Origin of the sequence: Flavobacterium aquaticum (assembly GCF_003259835.1) — a bacterium.
In the GTDB taxonomy this organism is placed as follows: Bacteria; Bacteroidota; Bacteroidia; order Flavobacteriales; family Flavobacteriaceae; genus Flavobacterium; species Flavobacterium aquaticum.
Genome location: NZ_QLMI01000002.1, coordinates 1 through 23,846, shown reverse-complemented (window position 1 = coordinate 23,846; position 23,846 = coordinate 1). Strand labels below are relative to the sequence as shown.

23 protein-coding genes are annotated in these 23,846 nt (G+C 31.1%); 18 read left to right on the top strand and 5 right to left on the bottom strand.

All coding sequences use genetic code 11. The features are described from left to right. Window positions 1-329 precede the first annotated feature (329 nt). On the top strand, window positions 330-725 hold the full coding sequence (locus B0I03_RS02910) for a hypothetical protein (RefSeq protein WP_088399729.1): 396 nt from the start codon (window positions 330-332) through the stop codon (window positions 723-725). 76 nt (window positions 726-801) lie between these two features. Further along, entirely contained in the window at window positions 802-1,215 is a 414-nt protein-coding gene (locus B0I03_RS02905) for a JAB domain-containing protein (RefSeq protein WP_317043790.1), read from the top strand. Between the two features lie 134 nt (window positions 1,216-1,349). On the opposite strand, the gene B0I03_RS02900 is transcribed toward B0I03_RS02905, so the two are convergent. Continuing rightward, window positions 1,350-1,616, bottom strand: a complete 267-nt coding sequence (locus B0I03_RS02900) for a helix-turn-helix domain-containing protein (protein ID WP_088399733.1) — start codon at window positions 1,614-1,616, stop codon at window positions 1,350-1,352. Between the two features lie 68 nt (window positions 1,617-1,684). On the opposite strand from B0I03_RS02900, the gene B0I03_RS02895 reads away from it, so the two are divergent. From B0I03_RS02895 to B0I03_RS02820, 16 genes are all read left to right on the top strand, one after another. After that, window positions 1,685-2,119: a hypothetical protein gene (locus tag B0I03_RS02895; RefSeq protein ID WP_111565981.1), complete on the top strand. Its 435-nt coding sequence runs from the start codon at window positions 1,685-1,687 to the stop codon at window positions 2,117-2,119. A 7-nt stretch (window positions 2,120-2,126) separates the two neighbouring features. After that, a complete protein-coding gene (locus B0I03_RS02890; protein WP_111565980.1) occupies window positions 2,127-2,579 on the top strand; it encodes a hypothetical protein in 453 nt (150 codons plus the stop codon). A 68-nt stretch (window positions 2,580-2,647) separates the two neighbouring features. Continuing rightward, on the top strand, window positions 2,648-3,178 hold the full coding sequence (locus tag B0I03_RS02885) for a hypothetical protein (protein ID WP_111565979.1): 531 nt from the start codon (window positions 2,648-2,650) through the stop codon (window positions 3,176-3,178). A 92-nt stretch (window positions 3,179-3,270) separates the two neighbouring features. Further along, on the top strand, window positions 3,271-3,687 hold the full coding sequence (locus B0I03_RS02880) for a hypothetical protein (protein WP_111565978.1): 417 nt from the start codon (window positions 3,271-3,273) through the stop codon (window positions 3,685-3,687). A gap of 266 nt (window positions 3,688-3,953) precedes the next feature. Beyond that, window positions 3,954-4,403, top strand: a complete 450-nt coding sequence (locus B0I03_RS02875; protein ID WP_026724150.1) for a KTSC domain-containing protein — start codon at window positions 3,954-3,956, stop codon at window positions 4,401-4,403. Window positions 4,404-4,462: 59 nt separating this feature from the next. After that, on the top strand, window positions 4,463-4,945 hold the full coding sequence (locus B0I03_RS02870; protein WP_111565977.1) for a DUF1761 domain-containing protein: 483 nt from the start codon (window positions 4,463-4,465) through the stop codon (window positions 4,943-4,945). A gap of 165 nt (window positions 4,946-5,110) precedes the next feature. Continuing rightward, the gene (locus tag B0I03_RS02865) at window positions 5,111-6,157 is read left to right on the top strand and encodes a GNAT family N-acetyltransferase (RefSeq protein WP_317048037.1); all 1,047 of its coding nucleotides are present in this window, start codon (window positions 5,111-5,113) and stop codon (window positions 6,155-6,157) included. Window positions 6,158-6,235: 78 nt separating this feature from the next. Then, complete coding sequence (locus tag B0I03_RS02860) at window positions 6,236-8,314, top strand: OmpA family protein (protein ID WP_111565975.1); 2,079 nt, start codon at window positions 6,236-6,238, stop codon at window positions 8,312-8,314. Window positions 8,315-8,391: 77 nt separating this feature from the next. Next, window positions 8,392-9,039: a DUF4230 domain-containing protein gene (locus B0I03_RS02855; protein WP_111566360.1), complete on the top strand. Its 648-nt coding sequence runs from the start codon at window positions 8,392-8,394 to the stop codon at window positions 9,037-9,039. A 71-nt stretch (window positions 9,040-9,110) separates the two neighbouring features. Continuing rightward, window positions 9,111-9,383 (top strand): hypothetical protein, encoded by a 273-nt coding sequence (locus B0I03_RS02850; RefSeq protein ID WP_111565974.1) that lies wholly within the window; start codon window positions 9,111-9,113, stop codon window positions 9,381-9,383. Between the two features lie 38 nt (window positions 9,384-9,421). Next, complete coding sequence (locus B0I03_RS02845) at window positions 9,422-11,341, top strand: ATP-binding protein (protein WP_111565973.1); 1,920 nt, start codon at window positions 9,422-9,424, stop codon at window positions 11,339-11,341. Between the two features lie 3 nt (window positions 11,342-11,344). Beyond that, window positions 11,345-11,992, top strand: a complete 648-nt coding sequence (locus tag B0I03_RS02840) for a response regulator (RefSeq protein ID WP_111565972.1) — start codon at window positions 11,345-11,347, stop codon at window positions 11,990-11,992. Between the two features lie 99 nt (window positions 11,993-12,091). Continuing rightward, window positions 12,092-12,793, top strand: a complete 702-nt coding sequence (locus B0I03_RS02835) for a hypothetical protein (protein ID WP_146603248.1) — start codon at window positions 12,092-12,094, stop codon at window positions 12,791-12,793. 12 nt (window positions 12,794-12,805) lie between these two features. Further along, on the top strand, window positions 12,806-14,158 hold the full coding sequence (locus tag B0I03_RS02830) for an RHS repeat domain-containing protein (RefSeq protein WP_111565970.1): 1,353 nt from the start codon (window positions 12,806-12,808) through the stop codon (window positions 14,156-14,158). A 2-nt stretch (window positions 14,159-14,160) separates the two neighbouring features. Continuing rightward, window positions 14,161-15,486, top strand: coding sequence for a hypothetical protein (locus B0I03_RS02825; RefSeq protein WP_111565969.1), 1,326 nt, complete (start codon window positions 14,161-14,163; stop codon window positions 15,484-15,486). Between the two features lie 5 nt (window positions 15,487-15,491). Continuing rightward, the gene (locus B0I03_RS02820) at window positions 15,492-16,298 is read left to right on the top strand and encodes a hypothetical protein (RefSeq protein WP_111565968.1); all 807 of its coding nucleotides are present in this window, start codon (window positions 15,492-15,494) and stop codon (window positions 16,296-16,298) included. Window positions 16,299-16,326: 28 nt separating this feature from the next. On the opposite strand, the gene B0I03_RS02815 is transcribed toward B0I03_RS02820, so the two are convergent. From B0I03_RS02815 to B0I03_RS02800, 4 genes are all read right to left on the bottom strand, one after another. Further along, complete coding sequence (locus tag B0I03_RS02815; protein ID WP_111565967.1) at window positions 16,327-16,635, bottom strand: rhodanese-like domain-containing protein; 309 nt, start codon at window positions 16,633-16,635, stop codon at window positions 16,327-16,329. Window positions 16,636-16,703: 68 nt separating this feature from the next. Beyond that, window positions 16,704-18,461, bottom strand: a complete 1,758-nt coding sequence (locus tag B0I03_RS02810; protein WP_111565966.1) for an aromatic amino acid hydroxylase — start codon at window positions 18,459-18,461, stop codon at window positions 16,704-16,706. Window positions 18,462-18,552: 91 nt separating this feature from the next. Continuing rightward, window positions 18,553-21,390: an AsmA family protein gene (locus B0I03_RS02805; RefSeq protein ID WP_111565965.1), complete on the bottom strand. Its 2,838-nt coding sequence runs from the start codon at window positions 21,388-21,390 to the stop codon at window positions 18,553-18,555. A 101-nt stretch (window positions 21,391-21,491) separates the two neighbouring features. Beyond that, window positions 21,492-23,846, bottom strand: a 2,355-nt coding sequence (locus tag B0I03_RS02800) for a T9SS type B sorting domain-containing protein (protein WP_146603247.1), incomplete at its 5' end; no start/stop codon positions are given.

Here is a 23,846-nt window from a genome sequence, read left to right as displayed (position 1 = left end):
TTTGACCAGGATATTAAATGACAATTTTTTTTAGAGGTGAATTTTATTGCAAAAGTTGAATCTGACTTTTTTCTGTTCAAAGTTGAAATGCACCATGAATCTAACAAAATATAATTCTTTCAATTCCTGGTACTTGTTCAATTCTACAGAATTGTAATGCAAACTTTCATTCTATTCTACATAAGCCAGCCACCTTAAAAACCCCCACTCATAGTGAGCAATGAAAATCATTGTTTAATACTTTTTTGAATAAAGAAATTCAAGGTGATAGCTGAATTTTAAGAATCATTTGAAGTATTAAAAATTACAACTCAAAAACACTCAAAACAATGGTAACAATCATTAACTACAAAGAAAGAACAACAGAAGATGGAAAGTCATTTTTTGTTTTAGAAGTACAAGGTGGTATTGAAATGGCTCAATCTAAAACCACAGGAAAATTTTATGCAACTGCAAGAAAAGCATTTGTTCCAAGTACATTTGATGAATTAACTTGTAAAGCTCTTATTGGTACTCAAATGCCTGGAGCAATTGTTAAAGAAGAATGTGAAGCCTATGAATATGTTGACCAAGCAACTGGAGAAATGGTTGTGTTAACTCATAGATATGCTTATGCTCAGGAACAAGTAGAAGTTAAAAGCCAAAAGCCAATTTTTGAGAATTTCACTCCATCAGTAGATGTATTTTCAAAGAATGGTAAACACAATTATGAGCCAGTAAACTAATAGTATTAGACCTATTGTGTGTAAAAGCACAATAGGTTTATTATTTTTTTTTGATATGGAAATAGCTGAAATTAAAGTGTCCTATTCAACTAATAAACCTGATAAGTTAAAATTAGTTCAATGTGATGAAGTTTATAAATTCATATTATCTCAATGGGATTTGGATTTAATAGAATTTCAAGAAGAATGTAAAGTAATTTTACTTAATAGAGCCAATTTTGTACTTGGAGTTTACAATTTATCAAAAGGTGGTATTTCAGGAACAGTTGTAGATGTCAGAATAATTATGGGTGTAGCTCTAAAGTGTAATGCATCTGCCATTATCTTGGTACATAATCATCCAAGTGGGAATATGAAGCCAAGTGAAGCTGACAAGAAAATTACATCAAAATTGAAAAGTGCTTGTGAATTATTAGAGATAAGTCTGCTTGACCATTTAATAATTTACAAGAATGACTATTATAGTTTTGCTTACAATGGAAATTTATAAATCACACTTTTTCCTAAATTATATATATGAGTTTGGGAAAATCTGTGATTTTTCAAGAGTGTGAAGTAATCCAAATTCACTCTTTTTTTACTAAAATTTGTACCAGGAGTTTATAAGTAGATTATAATTAATAGCTATTTCTTTTGGATTCCTGGTTTAAGTTCAAATAGTTCAGGTAAGTCAACTTCTAATTTTTGAGCTATTCTGTATAAAGTATAACTTGTAGGATTGGTATTACCAGCTTCAATTCTATTCATGTTAGTCCTTTCAATATCACATAAATTGCCAAGTTCAGTTTGAGAGATGTTTTTCTTTTCTCTCAATTCTTTGATTCTTTGACCTAATGCTATTTGAAATTCTTTCTTATTCAACTTTTGGCTATTTGCATCAAAAGTTGTCATATTTGATAAAAATATTGTTATCAAATATGATACAGTATGTATATTTGTTAAACTTTAATAACTATAATATGAAATTTTATACTTTATTCTTTTTGTTTATTAGTCCTTTTATTTTTAGTCAAAATGAAGTAGGATTGCCTTTAAATGATATTAAAAATAGGTTTAAAGATTCTAAATATAATCTTGAGCAAATTGTTCAAGAAGATGGTTCAGTTTCTTTATCTGTGAAATTAGAAAATGCTTATGCCACTTATTACTTTGATAATGATTCTTATCAATTAAGTAATACACTTGTTATTACTCCTGATAGTCAAAAATCTTTGGAGAGATTTATAAAAGAATATAATTCAAAGTACAAAAGAGCAAATTCTACAAATGTCAAATGGTTGGTTGAAACAAAGTTATCTGATGAAATTTCAATAATTGAAACAATACACCTTTCCAAAATATCAGCAGAAGGAGAAGATGATTTTTATGTATTAATATGGACTTTTGAAAAATAGGATAGTAATGAAAAATATTTTTGCAATTGTTGTAGTAATAATTTGTTTTAGTTGTAAAACAGATAATGATAGATATGTGAGGATATCAAATTTTCCAAAGTCCATTATTGGTGAATATCTGTCAATTGATGATTATTATGATGAAAATTATGAGGATGAAGAAAAAAGAAAAACATACCTTAAAGTGACAAATGAAGAGTTTTATTTTATTATAGCAGACAGTGATTATGAAGGTAAATTAGATTTAGAAAATAATTATGGTGATGTAGAAGTTAAAATTATAGATTCAGTTGCTAAGAATAATAATGGTGATTATAAATTCTATTGTAAGGAAATCTCAAATTCATCAAAAAGCCATATTTATATTAATAAAGTAAATAATAATTTTAAAATTACTGAATGTAATTTTTTTAATGATAAGTATTCAAAAACACAACATGGGTTATTTAAAAGAAAATAAAACCAAAACTATGAATCAAAATTAGCACTTCAAATACATTTGAAATTTTTATTAACAAACAAAGCAGAATGAAGAAAATAAAACCAATTGCTTTTACCAGCATAGAGGAAATTAATAATTGGTTGGTTAAAAATTTTGATAATTATCTTGAAGCTAAAGAGTTTCTTGAAGAGAATTTATTCCATATTACTTATACAAAAGAAAGAGCAATTGCAAGTGTAAAATATAGTGCTGAAAGACTATTTTATTCTTATTATGATTCATTAAAAAGTTTATTGATTTTAAGAAATAAGGATAAAGATTTAAGGCAATATATTGATGAATACTATTTATGCAACAATGACAAAAAACTTCTTGAATGTTGGAACTCTAACATTGCTTATAACATACATAAAATTGACAGCAATTATAGTAGTATGTGTTTTATAGAATATGATAATGGTAATCCAATAGGAATAAAACCGTATGAATCCATAATCTATAAAGAGAATCCTTATGTATTACCTATTGATGGTTTTGAAAACTTGATTGAACTTGCAAAACTCATTAACTTATATCAAAAGAGTTATTTATATGGTCAATTTCCTCAAGATTTATAAAACAACAAGAGCAGTATTACTTTGTGATTTTAATAAATCAAATATTAAATTCTAAGCCACCCATAAGGTGGTTTTTTTATACCAGGAACTAAATGAAACAACTTAATTTACCTTTCAAAATAGACAAACAATATGAAAATTGGGAGTTTGAATTAGATGCTTTGGAAAATAGATTAAGTGGTTATGAAAGCTATAAATATATAGGTAAACAGCTTAATTATTTTCTGAACTTTTTTACACATAGAACTGAATTGATATTTAATGGTGATTTTTTGACAGCAGTAATTATAACAATCAAAAAAGCTGATGAAGAACAAATTGCTGTTATCAATCAATTCCTGGTACATAATGCATCCAAGCAGATTGAAGTTGATAAATTCAGTTCAAAATTTAAAGTGTGGAGAATAATGTATTACACAAATTATAACCCAAGTAAGAAACAGATTTTAGTAATCTATGGAAAACCAAGATTTATTCAAAAACATTTGTTACTTTTGCAAAGAACTTGATTTTTCAAGTTTAAGCAGGGTTGAAATTTTGGTTTAAGGCTCACTTTTAGGCATACAAAAAATTATTAAGTTCATAGTACATTGATAATTAAGTCAGAAGTGTCACAGGTTCGAGTCCTGTTCCCGCTACTAAGAAGCTTCACAGAAATGTGGAGCTTTTTTTGTTTAATTTGTTCATTGATAAATAATTACGTTTGTTTTTGTTTTGTTTTTCTTGCTTGATTAAATAATAAAACACTACTTTTGCACCTTTATTTTTAAAAATTATGAATCCAAAGAAAATTGCCGAGTACAGAAAGTTACTTGATGTTACTAAAACAGCTACGCTGAAAGAATTGAAAACCATTTACAGAAATAGCATGAAGGAAGATCATCCAGATACTATTGCTGATCCAGTGGAGCGTTTAGCTGCTGAAGAAAGAAGTAAAAATATTATTGAGGCATATCATTTTTTGGTTAGTATTGCTCCTGAAACACAAGAAAAAAACAAAGAAGTATATCAAAAAATAACTTCAACCGTAAATATCCAAGATTTTTATATGGATAATGGAGTGTTGTATATTTCGTTTTTAGATGGTAGCAATTACGAGTATTTTAGTGTGCCAAAAGTAACATACATTAAAATGGTTAATGCAGAATCGCCTAGTCGTTTTGCAAGACGACACATTTACAATGAGTTTTTATACCGCAGTGCAAGCAAAATCGTAGCTGAATAAATAATTGTTAAAAAAAATATTCCTATTTTTGATATACTAACCAAAAAACTATATCAATTATGGAAATTAATTTTTTAGCTGTTTTAGTGGCAGCGCTCTCAAGTTTTGTTGTTGGATTTGTTTGGTATAATCCTAAAGTTTTCGGAACGATTTGGATGAACGAAATTGGGATGACCGAGGAAAAAGCCAAACAAGGAAATATGGCAAAAATCTTCGGATTAACATTTGTATTTGCCTTTATGTTGGCTTTTATAATGATGCCAATAACGATTCACCAATTTGGTGCTTTAGGAATGGTTGGAGGAGATGAAACAAAAGCATTGCCTTCTTATGCTGCTTTTATGGCAGATTATCAAGATGCCTTCAGAACATTTAAACATGGTGCTTTGCACGGTTTTATGTCAGGTTTATTCATTGCATTGCCAATTGTAGCTACTAATTGTTTATTTGAACAAAAATCATTCAAATATGCAGCAATAACTTCTGGATATTGGATTGTGGTGATGACATTAATGGGAGCTATTATTTGTGGCTGGAAATAAAATAAAATTTAACATTTAATTATATAGGAATCGCTCTACTTTTGTGGGGCGATTTTATTTTTACTTTTGGACAAAATTTCATTTAAAATATACAATTCAGTTAAGGAATTACCTTTGCTTTGGGACACGGTTGCTCAGAGTAATGTATTTTTGCAAACACCATATTTGACAGTTTTAGAAAAATCGGCTCCTGTGAACATGGAGTGTTTTTATATTGGGATTTTTGAAAATTCAGAATTGATCGGTGTTTCTTTAGCACAATATTTAGATTTAAATAAATTAGAATCGTTTGGAGAACGAGATAAATGTTTTAAAACCATTATCCGAAATTTTATATTCAAAAATTTTGCTTCTCATACTTTATTTCTTGGGAATAACATGATTACGGGGCAAAATGGTTATGTTTTTTCTAAGGAAATCGATTTCAATCATATAAGTGAAATTCTTTTACAAAGTGCTGATGAAATAACGTTGTACTTCAAGAAAAAAGGAATTTCAATTCACTTGGTTTCGTTTAAAGATTTTTATGATCATTGTTCGGTAGAGTTGAAAAAGTATCGTTTTTCAAATATGTACGAATTCAATACGCAACCCAACATGATTTTCTATTTGGATAAAAATTGGAAATCATTAGAAGATTATGTCGCAGCTCTCTCCAAAAAATACCGCGATCAATTTAAAAGAGCTCGTAAAAAATTCGATGGCATTCAAATGAAGAATCTTTCATACGAAGATGTGCTTCAAAACGAAGAGAAGATATACGATTTGTATCATTATGTAGCTAAAAATGCACCTTTTAATACATTTTTCTTGTCCAAAAACCACTTTTCAACTCTAAAAGGTCAATGTGGTAATCGATTCCAGATTTTTGGATATTTTTTAAATGAAGAATTGGTCGGATTTCATACGTTACTTTTGAATGATGAAACTTTAGAAACCTATTTCCTAGGGTATAACGAGAATATTCAAAAAGAAAACATGCTGTATTTGAATATGTTGTACAACATGACCGAGTATGGAATTGAAAACGGATTTAAACGTATTATTTTTGGTAGAACAGCTTTGGAAATTAAAAGTTCTATAGGAGCAACACCCGTTCAAATGTCAGGATTTATTTATCACAACAATAAATTAATTAATAAATTTATTGGTAAAATCTTCAAACAATTGGAGCCAGAATTGCATTGGCAACAACGTCATCCTTTTAAATAAAATACGGCATATTACGTATGCTAGCTTAATTCTAAAAAATTATATTTGTAAAGTTAATACAATCAAATCTTTACAAATATGCGATTTACTTTTACCCTTTTAACTTTTTTCTTTGTTTCTACTTTAGCATTGGCTCAGAATGTAAAATTCAATGATACTTTTGATGATGATAAAAATACTTGGTCATCAAATTCTGATGGTTTTGTAACGTCTGTTAATAAAGGAAAATTAACATTGGAGAACAATCATGAAAAAAACTCAAAATGGATTTGGAAAGCAATTGTTGATGATGGTACCGCTACTGATTTTGATGTTGAAGCCACTTTAATTTTGGATAAAACTCCAAACGAGTATGCTACGTATGGTTTAGTTTGGGGAATGTATAGCGATAATTCAGATTACCGAGTTGTGCAGTTATCAGGTAATAAACAACTTCAAATTTATCATTATTATGCGAATGATTTCCATTATGATAAAAAATGGGAGCCTTCAAAACAAGTAAATGGTAAAGACAAGAAGAACAAAGTAAAAGTGGAAAAAAGAGCAAATATTTATAAAGTGTTTATAAACGATGAATTGGTTTTTCAAACAGGAAATAATTCTTATTACGGAGGTAGATTCGGATTTATTGTAGATGCAGGAGTTACGCTTTTAGCTGAAGATTTTAAGGTAATTGAATATCCATCTTCAATTAATGTAGTGAAAGAATTTAATTCGAATTTAAAAATGATAAAATTACCAGAAACAGTTTCTAGTCCTACGATTGAAGAAACAAATCCGGTAATTTCTGCAGATGGAAACATCTTGTATTTTGATAGAAAAAGCAACCCAGCTAACGTTGAAACAGATAAAGACGATATTTGGTATTCAGTTAAAGATAGAAATGGAAAATGGGAACAGGCAAAGAACATTGGAAGACCATTAAATAATAGAGATTATAACTTTGTAATTTCTTCATCTCCAGACAACAACACACTTTTGTTAGGCAATAAGTATGCATCTGATGGAGTTTCTCCAAACGGACCAGGGGTATCAATGGCTCAAAAAGGATTACGTGGATGGGAAATTCCAAAAGATGTGGTGATAGAAGACTATGCAAATAAAAATGATTATGTAGGTTATTTTCTTTCGAGCGATAATAAACATTTACTTATGTCGGTTGAACGACCAGAAGGATATGGTTTAAAAGATATTTTTGTTAGTTACGTTAAAGAAGATGGGACATTTTCGAAACCTAAAAATATAGGAAATGTTGTAAATTCTTTTGAAGATGAAACCAATCCGTTTTTAGCTGCCGATGGAAAAACACTTTATTTTGCAAGTAAAGGACATCCTGGCTACGGATATTACGATTTGTTTGTAAGTAAACGACTGGATGATTCTTGGACAAATTGGACAAAGCCCGAAAATTTAGGAAATATCATCAATTCTCCAGGGTATGAATTAAGTATTTTTCTTTCAGCAAAAGGGGATAAGGCTTATGTAGGTAGAGAGCAAGACATTTGGGAAATTGATAATACCGTAAAACAAGATCCGGTTGCTTTAGTTAAAGGAAAAGTGTACGATAGCAAAACGAAAAAAGTAATGAGTGCTCCCATTGTTTACAACGCGCTTAAAACCAACAAAGAATTAGGAACGGCTATTTCAGATCCATCAACCGGAAGTTATTCTATCGTATTACCTTATGGGGAAAAGTACAGTTTTATGGCGGAGAAAGAAGGATATTATGCGGTTACCCAAAATGTAGATTTATCAGATTTGAAGGAATACAAAGAAATTGAAGTAGATTTATATTTGAACCCAATTGAAAAAGGAGAAATCATCCGATTAAATAATATTTTCTTTGCTTCAGGAAAATACGAATTATTAGCAGAGTCATTTGCCGAATTAGATAAATTACTTCAGGTTTTAAAATCAAATTCAAAAATGAAGATTGAAATTTCAGGTCATACCGATGCTGTTGGAGCGGATGCAGATAACTTAACATTATCTAATAATCGTGCTAATGCTGTTATGAATTACTTGTTAGGAAAAGGAATTGCAAAAGACAGATTGTCTGCAAAAGGATATGGAGAGACAAAATTCATTGCAACAAACGATACCGATGAAGGCAAACAATTGAACCGAAGAGTAGAGTTTGTAATTCTTGAAAAATAATTCAGGTAACTTTTCTATCTTCGTGTAAAATTTAAATCATGGCACGAACAAGTTCTACCGAAACCGCAATAAAAAACATGCTTATTCCATTAGTACAAGCAATTGGACGTTCGGGAAAGTTAATTTATTTGTTAATTTTTTTGATTGTTGGGTTTTTTGCGTATCAGTTTTTTACTAAAAAGTCAAATACAACAACCATTGAATATGATACCAATTTAATTCAAGTTCAAATAAAAAACGTTGGAAAATTAGTAGTAACCGAAGGACATTTTGCTGAAGTTTTAACCTATAAAGACAGAAAAGAGACCTATATTCCTGGATTATCTTTTGACAAAAAAGCATTGGTTATTATTAATGCAGATGTTACCATTGGCTTCGATTTAAGTAAGGTTACCTATGATATTGATGAGAAAAATAAAATTGTAACCATTACCAATATTCCAAAGGAAGAAATAAAGATTAGTCCAGATTTTAAATATTATAACACCGAATCCTCAACTTTTAATGAGTTTACAGGTGATGATTATAATAAGATAAATAAAATTGCTAGAGCAAATTTGTTGAAAAAAATCGAGAAATCTACCTTAAAAACAAATGCTCAAAATAGATTATTGAGCGAGCTTTCTAAAATGTTGATTGTAACAAACTCTTTAGGTTGGACGTTATCTTACAAAGGAAATGTGGTTAAAAATGATAAAGATTTAGAACTCAAAATAATCAATTAAATACGCATTTATTCGTATTGAAAAAACCAAGTCATTAAGTCAAATTTGTAATTGATTTAATGACTTTTTTTATGGATAAAATAATAGTAGTGGTTTTGTGCTTATTATTGCTCTTAGCGATAATTTTAATAATTGCTAACAAACGAATTAAGCGAATGCATTATCATAAGATGAACCAATTAAAAGATATTTTCAAAAGTTTATCTAGTAAGCAGGAGATATTGAATCATAAAGCATCGATTTCAAATGATTTTCAATCCAATTATAAATCAGATATGAAGAAATTGAGTGAAGAAATTTTTGTGCTTCAAAAAAGAATATTTGAATTACTTTCAAAGAAATAATTTAGTACTTTTAGTTAACAATAGAACCTAATATTTAAATGAAAAAATATGCTCTTTTATTGGTTTTAATAAGTTGTTTTGGTTTTGCGCAAGATTTACAACAACATATTGCAACGTTAAAAAAAGAATTAAAATCGAAACCTAATTTAGAGAGAACTACTCAAATATATTCTGATTTAACTTGGGATTATATCGATGTTTCTCTTGATTCTGCATTAGTTTATGGAGAAAAAGCGTTGTTATTTGCCCAGAAAACGAAAAAACATCAACTGATTTCTCAATGCTATTCTAATCTAGGAGGTGTTTATTTGCGCAAAGAAAACTTCAAAAAATCGGAAGAAAGTTATCAAAAAGCCATTCAAATTAGAACTGCTAATAAAGATTTTGAGGGCGTTGCTAAAGCAAAAATCAATATCGGAAATGTATTAGCAAGCAAGCAAGACTATGTGCCAGCAACGAAATATTTTATAGAAGCAATCCAATATTTTGATGGGAAAAACGATACGATTGTAAGTTTGACTAAAGGAAATCTAGGTTTGATTTTCTTCGAGATGAAAAACTTTCCAAAAGCCATTAAATATTTAGAAGAATCAACCGATTTTTTAAAGAAAAACGACATGAAACAAGGTTTGTGTCATACCTATCTTTCATTAGGCGATGTGTATTTGGATAAAAAAGATACTTTAAAAGCCTTGAATTCCTATAAAACAAGTCTCGAAAATTGCAAATCGTGTAAAGATAATCTCGGAATTTCAACTTTAAATCAGCGAATTGGCGCAGTGCACTCGGCAAAAGGAAATTCGGAAAATGCGAAGAAATATTACCAAATTTCAGAGAAACTTTTAAAAGAATTAAATTCTGAAATAGAGCAAACGAATGTAATGTTATCAAAATCGGAAGATTTTATCAAACAAAAAAAGTATAGCGAAGCATACGAACTATTATTGCAAGTTAAAAAGATTCACAAAGAATATGAGTCTGACCGATATTTATTAGAAACCTACAAGAAGTTAACTTTGGTTTGTATGTATCAAGAAATGAAAGATAGCAGTGCTTTTTATTTCAATCAATACACCAATTTGAAAGAGGAAAAGCTAAAAGCATCTGTCTTAGAACAAACATCAGAATTAGAAACCAAATACCAAACAGCTGAAAAAGAAAAGCAACTATTACAAAAAGAAGCAGAAGCAAAAAAGAAAACCACAACCATTATTATTCTTTCCTTGTTAGCTTTTTTCATTGCGATTGTTGGGTTTTTAATTTACCGTCAACAACGATTGAAAAATGTGCAACAAAAGCAAGAATTTGAATTGCAATCAGCTATTGCCCAAATCGAAAATCAAAATAAATTGCACGAACAACGATTGGCGATTTCAAGAGATTTGCATGACAACATTGGAGCGCAATTGACATTCATTATTTCTTCGGTTGAGAATTTGAAATTTGGTTTTCCAATGATGGAAACGTCAATTAAAAATCATCTGACAAAGATTAGCGATTTTACGAAAACCACAATTGTAGAACTTCGCGATACCATTTGGGCGATGAATGCTAACGAATTTACGTTTGACGATTTAAGTTCTAGAATTTATAATTTCATCGAAAAAGCGCAATCGGTAAAAGAAAATACAGCGTTCAAATTTTCGGTTGATGAGAGTTTGAAAAATAATAAATTTTCATCTTTAGAAGGTGTTAACTTGTATCGAACCATTCAAGAAGCGGTAAATAACACCATTAAATATGCCGATGCAACAGAAGTGTCAGTTCAAGTAAAACCAAATGAAAACGGAATTATAATTGAAGTTTCAGACAACGGAAAAGGCTTTGATATCGATACAATCGATTTAGGAAACGGCATTGTAAACATGCAAAAACGTATCGAAGAAATTGGTGGTGTTTTCAAAATCCAATCCGAAATTGCTAAAGGAACTCAAATTACTATTTCATTAAATAATTAATCCATGATTCGAATTGCCATAGTTGACGATAATACATTTCTACAAAAAACGATACAAGATAAATTGAGTTTTTTTGCTGATGTTGAGGTGAGAATGAAAGCTATTCACGGCCAAGACATCATTGAAAAATTAGAAAGAAATCACAACCTCGATTTAATTCTGATGGATATTGAAATGCCAAAAATGAATGGTATTGAAGCAACAGCAATCATCAAATCAAAGTTTCCACAAATCAAAATAATCATGCTAACGGTTTTTGATAACGATGAGAATATTTTCAAAGCCATAAAAGCCGGAGCTGATGGCTATTTTTTAAAAGAAGTCAATCCACAAGAATTGTATAACGGAATTCAAGAAACCTTATCTGGTGGCGCAGGAATGACGCCTTCCATTGCGTTAAAAACACTCAAGTTATTACGCGAACCTTTAGTTTTTGATGATTCGATTACCAAAGAAGAAATCAGTTTAACTTCAAGAGAAATAGAAGTTTTGGAGCAATTAAGCAAAGGATTAAAATACAACGCTATTGCCGAAAATTTGTTTCTATCACCAGGAACGATTCGCAAACACGTGGAAAATATTTACACTAAACTTCAAGTCCACAATAAATTAGAAGCCATTCAAAAAGCAAAAAATAATAAGTTGATTTAATCAATATACGAATTTCTACGTATTTCTTTACGTACATCTTCCGCATAATTTTACTTCATAATTAAGAACAAAAAATGTGTAACTAATTCTGAAGAAATTATGAAAAAACTACCTTTATTTTCAATACTTATTTTGGCTTTTGCTTTCCAAAATGCAACGGCTCAATTAGACAAATTAGCCGTAAAATTCAATACGGGAATGTCGTTCTCAAAACCTGGAGACGATTTAGGTGAAGTCGCTGACAAAGGAAAAGCAATGCAATTATTTGCCAGTTTAGAAGCTTCATATCATGTAAATTATACCAAAAACACCAAGTTCGGAATTAAAGGAGCAGCAGTACTTGGTCAAGATTGGGCTAATTTTTTAGCAGCTGACAGAAGTACCGAATTAAAAGTTGCTGTTACTAGTGCAAAATTAAGAGTATATCCACTTTCATACGACGGACATATTGAAGATGGGTTAGAACAATTACTTCCGGGTGATTTACCATTGATGGTTCAAATTCCAGTTTATATAGGTATTTATTCAGTTTTTAATAGTTTACATTTTGATTACGGTGTTGGAAGTGGTAAAATTTTAGAAACAGATTATGCCGGAATTGGATTTCAAGACGAAACCGTAAAACGCACCATGAAATACTTCGGGTGGGGATTTCAACCGCAAATTTTTCAATCTGATTCAGAAAAATGGTCGTGTAATGCAGTTTTCGATTTTGGGAAATATTCTTGGAAAAATGCTGGCGGTGGAACTTCATCTTTTAAAAGCAACCACGTAGGCTTTGGTGTACAATATAACTTCTAAAAAATATAAAAAATGAAAAAAATAATCACTTTAATAGCAGTATTGGTAATCAATTTTACGAATGCTCAAATCGCAAAACACAAAGCTTCAGATTATAATTTATCTGCTGATGTAACTAAATATGAAGAGAAAGAGTTTTATTATGATTTTGGATTAAATAAATATAAGTTATCAAATACAAGAACCATTTATTTAGAGAAGGGGTTGGTAACAAAAATCGAAAATATGTCTAATTATTTCATGTATATGGAAGGAACGAATACATTTAATTATAAAAACGGATTACTGCAATCGATTCATATTAAAACTCAATTGGGCGAATACACTGAAAACTACGTGTATAAAAATGGTAAAATCGTTGAAAAAAAGGATACCACTAAAAAAAGCCTATTTGAATATGATGCTAAAGGAAATTTGAGTAAAGAAACAGTGTATGAAAAAGAGGTAATGGTTGAAAAAATTACTTATGCTAATTACACTTCACCAAATTCATACACAAAAAAAACAATTAAATATGCTAACAATGAAGAAGATCAAGTTAATGAGCAAATAATCAAAAATGGTTTGTTGATTTCGGAAAAAAACACAACTAAATATTCAACTTTAACCGAAACCTATCAATACGATAAAAATAGAAATCAAATTCAATATACAAGAGATGATAAGGTTTTTAAAAGCAGCTATGAATACGACAGTAAAGGAAATATTGTGCGTTCACAAATTCAACAACTCGATTTTGATACTGATGATAAAGTTAACTATTTCACTTTCGCAAAAGTTATTTACTCAAACGGAAAAACTGCTGGAAATGCTGAATTTGATGTGAATTACGTTAAAAAATATGACACAAATTCGGCTTCTTATGACGTGAGCACATCTTTTCATGGCGCTTCTGACGAAGAATTAAATAAAGCTTTAGCCAATTTACAAGCGTTATTAAAATCAACCTATAAGATTAAGAAAAATCAAGATAATTCCTTTACAATAAAAGATTCAAAAGAGGAAGAAATTACAAATAGCGTAGATGCCGTTAGAAGTAAAAATGACATTTTGGTTTATGACATTTTGTATAAAAAATCAGTATTACTAAAAAACTTTTTTAACGATGAAGTAAGAGTTGGAGAATGGTATGAAATGGAAGAATTGTCTTCGCCTACAGGAATGTACTGGATTTTTTCAGAGAAACCTGAATTTTTTGTGATTCAAAATGGAGTAATCTTAGATTCATCTTTATACAAATTAGTAAAAACGCAGAAAGAGGATGATTTCATAGTTCAAGAAGCAGGAATTGACAAATACATCATTCGCGATTTGAATTCAAAAGGTTTTGAAACATTTTATCCATTGGAATTTTTAAATAATTAAATATGAAATTCCATATTCTTTTTCTCTTTTGGTTTGCTAATATTTTTGCCCAACAACAATTTAGAACTTCCGATTTTGGTTATTCTGATGATGTGATAAAAGTGGAAGAATCGCTCTATAAGTTTGATAAAGATCAAAATAAATTTATCAAAGAGAACTACTACATAACAGAGATTAAAAATACGTATGTGCAAAGGCAAATTTTAGAGAATATTTATCAAGAAGAAAAAATTTCAGGGGAATATTTATACGTTTATAATTCCGACTTAACACTGAAAGAAATCAATTATAAGCCAATTATAGGAAACTTTGGTCACCCAATAAGATTCTTATTTAACTACGAAAAAGGGAAGTTGGAAAGAGTAATTGTTGAACACATGTCATCTACTACTTACGAATACGATAAAAAAGGAAATTTGATTAAAGAAGTGGAATTAAATGCAGATGATGAACCTTCGGAAACCATTTTTTACGAAGACTATATTGATAAAAAAAGTTATACCAAAATCAAAAAAAGCAATGATGGTTCAGGAAGTGATTTTACTAAAGAAATTTATAAAGATGGGTTGCTGATTGAAAAAAACATGATTTCAGAGGATTTTAAATCGAATACGAAATATTCTTATGACAATTTTAGAAATGTGATATCTCAAGTTTATGACGACAGCTCCCGAATAGATTTTAATTACGAATTTGATGCAAATAACAATCGGATAAAAATTGCAAAAGTTATTCCAGCAATGCCAGATGATAATTCGTTTGCATTTGCGAAAATTACCTATGCAGACGGAACAACTTCAGGAAGCACAGAATTAGATTTAAATTTCATTAAAAAATACGATGAGGTATTTAGAGAAAAAGATTCATTGTTGCAACAATACCGAAAAGTGGTGTATTCGAGAAAAGATTATTTATCAGTTTTAAAAGGTCATGATAGTGTAATCGAAATCCAAGATTCCTACGATAATAATTTTGAAAAAGTAGTGCAATTAGTCGACACACCAGAACATTCCAGTTTAGTAATTTTTAATGAAGTAGATCAATCCATACATTTTGTGAAAGGGTTTTATTTGGACGATTTTGCAAAACACGAATGGCATGATGCTATAAAATTGATATCGCCAACAGGAATCTATTGGGTAAAAAACAATAAGTTTAAAATTTCATTTTATCAAGACGGAAAGTATTTACAAAGCAGTAATTTTTCGATTGAAAATGACGAAAATCCAAACCATTTGGTTGTAAAATCAGTTGATGGTACAATTTACCAAATTCAAAATGTTGATACTTCAGAAGCGGGAAGATTGTATCCATTATTTAAAAAATAGAAAATATGAAAAGTTTAGTAATTTCAATTATTGCTTTATTCGGATTGAGTTTACAAGCGCAAGAGCAATTTCTAACATCACATTTTAATTGGTCGCCTAGAACAGCAACTCTTCAGAAAGAAATTTTTTATTTCAATCCAGAAACCAATGCGAGAGAATGGTCAAAAACGGAAATTTATACGTTTTACAGTCAATATTTAGATTCTGTAATAGTGGATTTGGGCGATGCGAAAGAAATTACAAAATATAATTTCAATATTGATAATTCATTGGTTTCAAAAATTACCGATTACAAGTTAAGCGAAACACAAGACAAAACCTTATTTTTCTATGATAAAGAATTGCGATTAACCAAATCTCAAGAATTTGTGCAAGGCAGATTGTTTTCGGAAACGAAATATTCTTACGATAAGCAGAATCGGTTAGTGAAGTCAGTTTGCAGAGAAAAAGAAACAGGATTTTCAGAAATCACGGAATATTCCAACTATACTTCCGATGATAGTTATACCAAAACTTCTTATTATAAAGATGCCAAGAAAGAAGCAAATTTAGCTATTGAAATTTATAAAAACGGTTTGTTAATCGAAGGAAATTATCAGATTTTCGATTTGAAAAGTAAAATGGTGTATCAGTACGATGAAAAGCGAAATGTAATCTCTGAACAAAAAGATAACGAAGCGCCAACGTTATACCAATATGAATATGATGCAGAAGGAAATCCAACGAAAATAACGATTTCAAACGCAGGAAACCCTTATGCGAATTCAGAAATCATTATAAAAAGTACGTATTCTGATTTTATGTCAAATTAAAAAGTCCCGATTCAATCGGGACTTTCTTTTATAATTTACTTTCTAAACTTTGCCAACCACCACCGTTGATGCAATCAATTCCGTGTTGTTTTAAAATGGAAGTTGCTTGACCACTTCGCATTCCAGAACGGCAACAAGCGATAATCGGTTTGTTCCATTTTTTAATGGTTTCGATGTTTCCGTTTAAAACTTGTAAGGCAATATTTTTTGAACCTTTTATGTGTCCGTCTCTATATTCTTCTGGAGTTCTTACGTCTAAAATAATAGCGCCTTTTTGAACGTATTCCTGAACATCATTCGTTTTATTTCCTAATCCTAAAAAATCTAAAATTCCCATAATTGTTTCTTTTTTTTGACAAAGATAGAGCCGATTGAAAATCTTTTCAGTAACAAAAGTTACTTTGGTTAAGCGTTAGCTTTTTCAAAAATCAATTCCAATCCGTTATCCACTAAATGTACAATTTCAGGGCGATTAGTTTTTACTTTTTCTAAGTGATTTAGAACTTTATCAACCAAATCTGAATTTCCTTCTTTTTTAGCTAATTCCGCGATTTCAACAGATAACAACCAATCATTTGGATGTCCAGCAGAAACCGAAGCAAATGCTTCTTTTAAAGTAGTCGCTGCAGGTTTTCCTTCTCTGATGTTACGCACACTTAAATATAGTTTTTCTAACTCTTCTCTTTCAGTAGATTTTTTCTGTTTAATCGTTTGAGAAGACGGAACGTGATTAATCATATCAAAACTATTCACATCAGCTGGACCAGAAAAAGCAGAAATTACTTTTTTACCAACTGCCATGTCATAGATTCCCCATTCTGGTTGGAAAAGTACTGTATCGTTATGAGTAACCGTACAGTTTTTGAATTTAATCAATAAGATTTCGCCTTGTAAATTGCGTGTTCCGGTTACAATTTCACCTACAACTTTGATGTCGCCTTCAAATTCTAAAGTCACTTGTTCGCCTTCGTAAATATCATACGCACGTAAGTCTCTCGGACTCATTTCTTCAATCGCTAAGTTGATGCCTTTTAGTTTTCCAATTGGCGAACCAAAGCCTTCAGCATGATATTCTGTTCCGTGGCCTACTAATTCTTTTTCTCTGTACGAAAGTGCTGTTTTTCCTGTAGTTTGAACATAAACTGGTTTTCCTTCGTCTTCAATAACATTAGTAAAAACACCAGAAATTTGAAGTCCAGTACTTAATTCGATAGTTCCTAAAGCATTCGAATTAATCAATTTTTTAATTCCGGATAATCCACCGGTTCGTAGTGCCATTTTATTTGCAAACTCCTCTAAAACTTGACTCAATTGAGCAAAATCAGAAGTTACATAAAGTTGAGGTTGCGGTTTTGTAATATCAAAACTTTGATCGGCTGCCGAAATATTGTATGGAATTTTCTTTACATTGTCGGTCATGCACCAAGCGCTTTCTCCAATCGAAGAAAGTAATCCTGCGCCATAAATTTTTGGATTGTCAACGGTTCCAATTAAACCATATTCTACTGTCCACCAATGTAAGTTTCGAATACGAGACATTTCCGATAATTCGCCCATATTATTCTGTAAGAAATCAACTTGCTCTTCTGCCTTTTTAATTTCTTCTGCTGGCGTATCTTCTGCTTCTTTTAAAATTGAAAGCAAACGAATCGCTTCATACAATTCATAATCACGTGCTGATGAAATCGCTTTACAACCAATTTCACCAAAACGTCTTAAATATTCAGCATATTCTGGATTAGCAATAATAGGAGCGTGACCAGCACCTTCGTGAATGATGTCTGGAGCTGGAGTGTATTCAATATGTTCTAACTGGCGAATATCGCAAGCAATAACTAAGACATTATACGCTTGAAATTCCATGAACGCATTAGGTGGAATGAATCCGTCAACGGCAACTGCAGCCCAACCGATTTCTTTTAAAATTCGGTTCATACCATACATGTTGGGAATATTATCTATCTCCAAACCTGTTTTTTGTAAGCCTTCTAAATACGAACTATGAGCAACTTTTGAAAGATAATCTACATTTTTACGCATAACATAGCGCCAAACGGCTTGGTTAATAGGCGTATAATCATCATAAACTTGCGGCTTGATGAATTGTTTTAAATGTTTTGGTAATCTGTCAATCAGTGGATTACTTTCAAAATGCGTTTCCATAATTTTACTTGTGATGTTTGACGTAAAATTACGACTTTTTCACAAAGAAGGAAAACATTTTGAGAATTTGATAAAACTAAATAGGATAGTACTATTCTGTTTTTTCAACAGGAACGGCTGGTTCAATTTTAGGGACACTATCATTCTGAATGGTTGGAGTAGGAGTGGTGGTTGCAGGAACCGTCGTATTAATAGGCGTTACACCATCAACATATTCCGTTTCTTCCAAATCTTCTGATTTTCTTCCTAATTTGATATCTGGATTTTCTTGTGTTCCCAAAACTTTAATTGGAATTCCTAAAATTCCTAAAGGTGGTAATCCAATACGCATTTTTAAGTTTAGTTTTCCGTCTAAACTGGTTTCTCCTTCAAAGCGTAATCTAAAACCGGCTACTTTAAATTTGAAACGTTCAATAGTTACGATATTGTTTTTAATGGTTGTTTTAATATCTACTTTAGAAACATCAGGATCTTTAATATCAGGATTTTCGGTTTTAGCTGAAACAACATTCAATAATTTAAAACCTTTCATTTTAACTTTTTTCACAGAAAGTGTTCCATTTCCTTCCAAAGACGGCATAATGGGTTCCATTTGATTGTTTAAAACACCTTTTATCGAATAATTCAAACCTACAATTCCTTCCGCACTTTCGGCAGCAGTTACGATTTCTCGGAACATTTTAATTTCGTTGTAAGCGCGTTTAATATCAAATTCAGAAGCATTGATTTTATAATCGAAATACGCTTTTTGTGTACCTTCATTTTTATAAAAAGCATCCATTTTTGCTGTAGCTCCAATGATGCCTAAACTACTGTTTGAAAGTCGTAAACTACCATTTTGAATGACTAAATTTCCTCTTAAATTTTCAATCGTAACGTCTTCGTATTGTGTTTTTAATGCATTAGTTTGAATAGAAATATTTAAATTTGTTGGAATTTGAACTACTCCTGCAACTTCTGTTTTTTCCGTTTCATCCTCGGTTTCATAAGTTGTGGTTGGAATAAATTCATTAACATTCAAATAATTCGATTTTAAATTGAAGTTTCCTTTTAAAATTTGATTTTCTGAAAGAACAAAGTTGATGACATTTTCTAAATTTCCATTCATCGAAATATCAGACGTTCCGTATTTTCCATTGAAATTAGAAAAATTCATCTTGTCTTGATTGAACGTGAACAATCCGTTTTCAATTAAGAATGGTTTTGCCAAGTAATCACTAGTGGTTTTGATGTTTTTTACCTCAAGAGTTCCGCTGTTTTTTAAGTTGGCAATTCTTCCATTTGAAGCGTCGCTTTGTTTTCCAGCCAAGCTCAAATCAGCTTTGATGAATCCATCAACATCTAACCCTTTTTGCGAGAAAACTTTGTAAATTCTAGCAACGTTTAGAGTTCCTTTTGCTTTTACATCGTAATTAATATCGTCGAAATTTTTAAACGAAGCATTTAAGTTAAAAGGTTCGCCTTCAAAAGAAAAATTCGCTGGAGAGAGTACGAAAGAAGCGTCTTTAAAATTACCTGTTGGACTATTTAAGTTTGCTTTTAAGTTGATGTTTTGAATTGGTTTTGGATAATAAGCAGTTTGAATTAATCCGTTTTTGATTTCGAAATTTCCTTTTGTAATAGGGGATTTTTTATCTTCTTTACTATAATTTCCTTTGGAAACAATGTCAGCATCCAAACTTCCTGCTAATTTAAAATTAGGAATTTGAAGCGCATTACTCAAAAAAGCCAAATCTAATTTTGATTTTACTTTTGAATCGATGGTTATTTTTTTTCCAAAACCATCTGAAATTAAAATCGCACTCAAATTATTTTTGTTTACATCAAAATACAATGAATCTAAACGAATTTTTAATTGATTGATGTCTAAATTAGGAAGTTTGGTGTCTAAATTTAAGAAAATATTCTCAACCGGATAAGGTGCTTTTTCGTGTTTTACATAACCATCTCTCACTTTAATATTGAAATTTACTTCAGGACTTAAATTCTCCGAAGCGATGTATTTTCCTTTTAAAGTTAAGAATGCTGAAGTTTTTCCTTTCATTTTTGTTTCGTTCATCCAAGAAACGTATTCGGCTGGTAAAGCGGTGAACAAATCATCTAAATCGCTATCTTCAGTTTTTAATTTAAAATCCATTTGATAACCATTTTTAAGGAAATCAAAGAAACCTGTAAATTCAACAGGCAATTTATTGATGACCAAATCGTTTTTCTCAAACACAAATGAAAGCGAGTTGGTGTTGATTTTTGTAATTAAATCAGCCTTTAATTTCTTATTTTTCAAGTACTCACTTTTATCGTAAGTAAAACTCAAACTGTCAATTTTTGCCGAAGTTTTTAAGCTGAAATTAGATTCTAGTAGATCACCTTTTCCTTTGTAGTTAAAACCTTTTGCTTCGATAAGAATTTTAGTTGACTTATCGTTATAAACCAATTGACTGTTGTTAATTTGGATGTTTTCTAGCTTTAAGGAAGCACTTTCAGATGAAGTTGTAGTGTCTTTAGAATCTGATTTATAAATATTGTAATTAGCTTCTCCTTTTTGATTGACCAAAACGTTAATTTTAGCTTCTTCCAGATAGATTTCTTCAATTTCAGTCTGATTTCCAAAAACTACCGACCAAACATCGATACCAAAACTTATTTCCTTAGCAGAGACTAGCGATTTGTTTTTATAAGGTTTTGAACCATTTAGATTTAGCTCATGTAAGGTTAAGGTTAGGGAAGGAAAATGTTTAAAAAAAGACAATTCCGACTCGTTGAAGTTTAATTCTCCTTCTAGGTTTTTATTAGCTAATACTTTTACTTTTTCTGTAATGGTGTCAGCAAAAATAATGGGTAATAAAACAATAAGTAATAATGAAATAACAAATGTTATTCCTGTTACTTTTAAAATTTTAATGAGTAATGATTTTTTTGATTTTTCCATTTTTTATAGCTGTACAGAGATTGTGCAAAATTACTACAAATATTTATGGGATGATTTAAAAAAAGCATAAAAAAAGAGTTAGTAAAACTAACTCTTATATATTAACGTTTCATCGTAAAGTGCGCTTTAAACTGTTTAGCAACACCATTTTCTGTGTAATCTAACGAGAACCAGTAATCTGTTGATGGAAGTAGTTCTTGATTGTACGTTCCATCCCAACCATTACTGTCGTCTGTTGCGCTTAGTTGTTTTAACAATTTACCATAACGGTCAAAAATGTACAACTTAGCATCTGCTTGATTTAATCCGCTAATATTCCACGTATCGTTGATGCCATCTCCGTTTGGTGTGAAGTAATTTGGATAATCAATAATAGTTACATCTTGTGTCATGTATGTACAACCTTCGGTATCTACAACTGTAACCGTATGCTCTCCTGCACTTACTCCTGTAAACACATTTGAAGACTGTAGCGGACCTTCGTCTAACGAATACATTAAGGTTCCGGTTCCATCTGGAATTGTTACTGTAATAGTAGCATTATCGCTAAAGTATTCGCTTTGAACTACTGTCATTGATGTTGCTGGCATTGTTTCGCTTACTGTAGCTGTAGCTGTTGGCAACAATGGATCTGACGAACAACCTGTTAACCAATTTGTAGCTATAACACTGTAAGTTCCTGCTTCATCAACTACTAATGTTGAGCTAGTTGCTCCTGGTATAGTATTTCCGTTAGTATCAAACCACTCGAAATCATAATCAGCATCATTTAAGCCGGTGTTTAAAGTATATGTTTGATATACTTCTCCCGCAGCTGTAATACAAATATTTCCATCTGTTAATATTGGTAGTGGCGCTGGATTTACATTTACTCTGTAATCGGTATAACTGCCTTCACATTCTCCTAAACTAGTACGAACTCGGTAAATTACATATCCTCCTTGTGTAGAAGTTAAAATATCACTAATTGGCTGTGGTGCAATTCCGCTTCCTGGAAGAGCTCCTGTTACATTAGATACCGTTAACACTTCCCATTCTATCTCTGTTCCTGCAATTAGTGGCGAAACATCAATCATTAAACCTGTTGGCTCACCACTACAAATGGTTTTATCTGGAGATGGAATAGCTGTTCCTGGATTTGGGTTAACCGTTACAACTAAACTTTGAAGCGTGTTACCTGGACAACCATTGCGAACAGTTGATACGTCAAAATAAATTGTTCCTGCTACAAGTGGATCACTAGTGATTACTTGTAAATCAAAACTAGCTGTTGTTGATGTTGCTGTAATTGTTCCGGAAGTCGTTCCTCCTACAACTGTTACACCACTTGTAATAGCGGTCCAATTGTAAGTAATACCACTAATATTACCTGAAATTTCAACATGAACATTATTAGCACCATTTGTTGCAGAACAAACCGAAGTATCTGCTACTGCTACTGCATCTACAACTGGGTTTGGATTAACAAAAATTGTAATCGGATTAGATTCATCACCTGAACATCCGTTAGCATGAGGTGTAATTTTAACCGTTACTGTTCCAACAGTTTCAGAATTATCAAGAGTTGCTATTTGATTAATATTCGACTCATTTCCGCTAGTTACGTAAGTTCCTGTAATGTTTGATAAAGTAGCACTCCATGTATATGTTGTTCCTGGCACATTACTACTTAGTACGAAATCTAAAGGATTTCCATCACAAATAGAATTAGTTACTGTGTAAGTTAAGATTGGTTTTGGAGTTATTTGTACAGTTAAACTTGTCGAAGAAGCACACTGACCTGGGTTAGGTGTAAAAGTATAAGTTTGAGTAGTTGTGTTGTTAAAATTAGGTGACCAAGTTCCTATTATTCCGTTGATAGAAGTTGCGGGAAGAGGGGAGTTACTTGTGCCTTCACAAATTGGAGCAATTGCGTTAAAAGTTGGAGTAATTCCTGAAGCAGATAATGTAATACTACCTCCTAAAGTAACCGTTCCACAACCGCCAACAGTGTTAATAGAATAAGAAAAACCAGAAGTTGGAGTTCCGCTAATAGTAACAGTATTTCCAGAAGTAGTAGCAGTAACGCCAGTTGGTAATCCTGTTACATTAACATTAGTAGCACCGCCACCAAAAGTATATTGAATAGGAGTAATTGCATTTCCAGAACAAATACTTTGAGTGTTGTTAGCCGAATCTAAAGTTAAAGTAGCATTAGATGATACTGAAACAGTTCCATTTAAAGTTACGGTTCCACAACCTCCAATAGTATTTACATTGTACGAAAAAGGGCTAGTAGGAGTTCCGCTAATAGTAACAGTATTTCCAGAAGTTGTAGCAGTAACACCAGTTGGTAAACCCGTTACAGTTACACCAGTAGCACCGCCACCAAAAGTATATTGAATAGGAGCAATAGCATTACCAGAACAAATATCTTGATTGTTGTTTGCGGAGTCTAAAGTTAAAGTAGCATTTGT

Bases quoted from the DNA above. Each gene is read 5' to 3' on its own strand.
- B0I03_RS02880 (WP_111565978.1), top strand. From the start codon at position 3,271: ATGAAACAACTTAATTTACCTTTCAAAATAGACAAACAATATGAAAAT.
- B0I03_RS02820 (WP_111565968.1), top strand. From the start codon at position 15,492: ATGAAAAGTTTAGTAATTTCAATTATTGCTTTATTCGGATTGAGTTTA.
- B0I03_RS02815 (WP_111565967.1), bottom strand. From the start codon at position 16,635: ATGGGAATTTTAGATTTTTTAGGATTAGGAAATAAAACGAATGATGTT.
- B0I03_RS02805 (WP_111565965.1), bottom strand. From the start codon at position 21,390: ATGGAAAAATCAAAAAAATCATTACTCATTAAAATTTTAAAAGTAACA.
- B0I03_RS02850 (WP_111565974.1), top strand. From the start codon at position 9,111: ATGGATAAAATAATAGTAGTGGTTTTGTGCTTATTATTGCTCTTAGCG.
- B0I03_RS02830 (WP_111565970.1), top strand. From the start codon at position 12,806: ATGAAAAAAATAATCACTTTAATAGCAGTATTGGTAATCAATTTTACG.
- B0I03_RS02910 (WP_088399729.1), top strand. From the start codon at position 330: ATGGTAACAATCATTAACTACAAAGAAAGAACAACAGAAGATGGAAAG.
- B0I03_RS02900 (WP_088399733.1), bottom strand. From the start codon at position 1,616: ATGACAACTTTTGATGCAAATAGCCAAAAGTTGAATAAGAAAGAATTT.
- B0I03_RS02840 (WP_111565972.1), top strand. From the start codon at position 11,345: ATGATTCGAATTGCCATAGTTGACGATAATACATTTCTACAAAAAACG.
- B0I03_RS02835 (WP_146603248.1), top strand. From the start codon at position 12,092: ATGAAAAAACTACCTTTATTTTCAATACTTATTTTGGCTTTTGCTTTC.
- B0I03_RS02825 (WP_111565969.1), top strand. From the start codon at position 14,161: ATGAAATTCCATATTCTTTTTCTCTTTTGGTTTGCTAATATTTTTGCC.
- B0I03_RS02810 (WP_111565966.1), bottom strand. From the start codon at position 18,461: ATGGAAACGCATTTTGAAAGTAATCCACTGATTGACAGATTACCAAAA.
- B0I03_RS02845 (WP_111565973.1), top strand. From the start codon at position 9,422: ATGAAAAAATATGCTCTTTTATTGGTTTTAATAAGTTGTTTTGGTTTT.
- B0I03_RS02855 (WP_111566360.1), top strand. From the start codon at position 8,392: ATGCTTATTCCATTAGTACAAGCAATTGGACGTTCGGGAAAGTTAATT.
- B0I03_RS02875 (WP_026724150.1), top strand. From the start codon at position 3,954: ATGAATCCAAAGAAAATTGCCGAGTACAGAAAGTTACTTGATGTTACT.
- B0I03_RS02860 (WP_111565975.1), top strand. From the start codon at position 6,236: ATGCGATTTACTTTTACCCTTTTAACTTTTTTCTTTGTTTCTACTTTA.
- B0I03_RS02870 (WP_111565977.1), top strand. From the start codon at position 4,463: ATGGAAATTAATTTTTTAGCTGTTTTAGTGGCAGCGCTCTCAAGTTTT.
- B0I03_RS02885 (WP_111565979.1), top strand. From the start codon at position 2,648: ATGAAGAAAATAAAACCAATTGCTTTTACCAGCATAGAGGAAATTAAT.
- B0I03_RS02895 (WP_111565981.1), top strand. From the start codon at position 1,685: ATGAAATTTTATACTTTATTCTTTTTGTTTATTAGTCCTTTTATTTTT.
- B0I03_RS02890 (WP_111565980.1), top strand. From the start codon at position 2,127: ATGAAAAATATTTTTGCAATTGTTGTAGTAATAATTTGTTTTAGTTGT.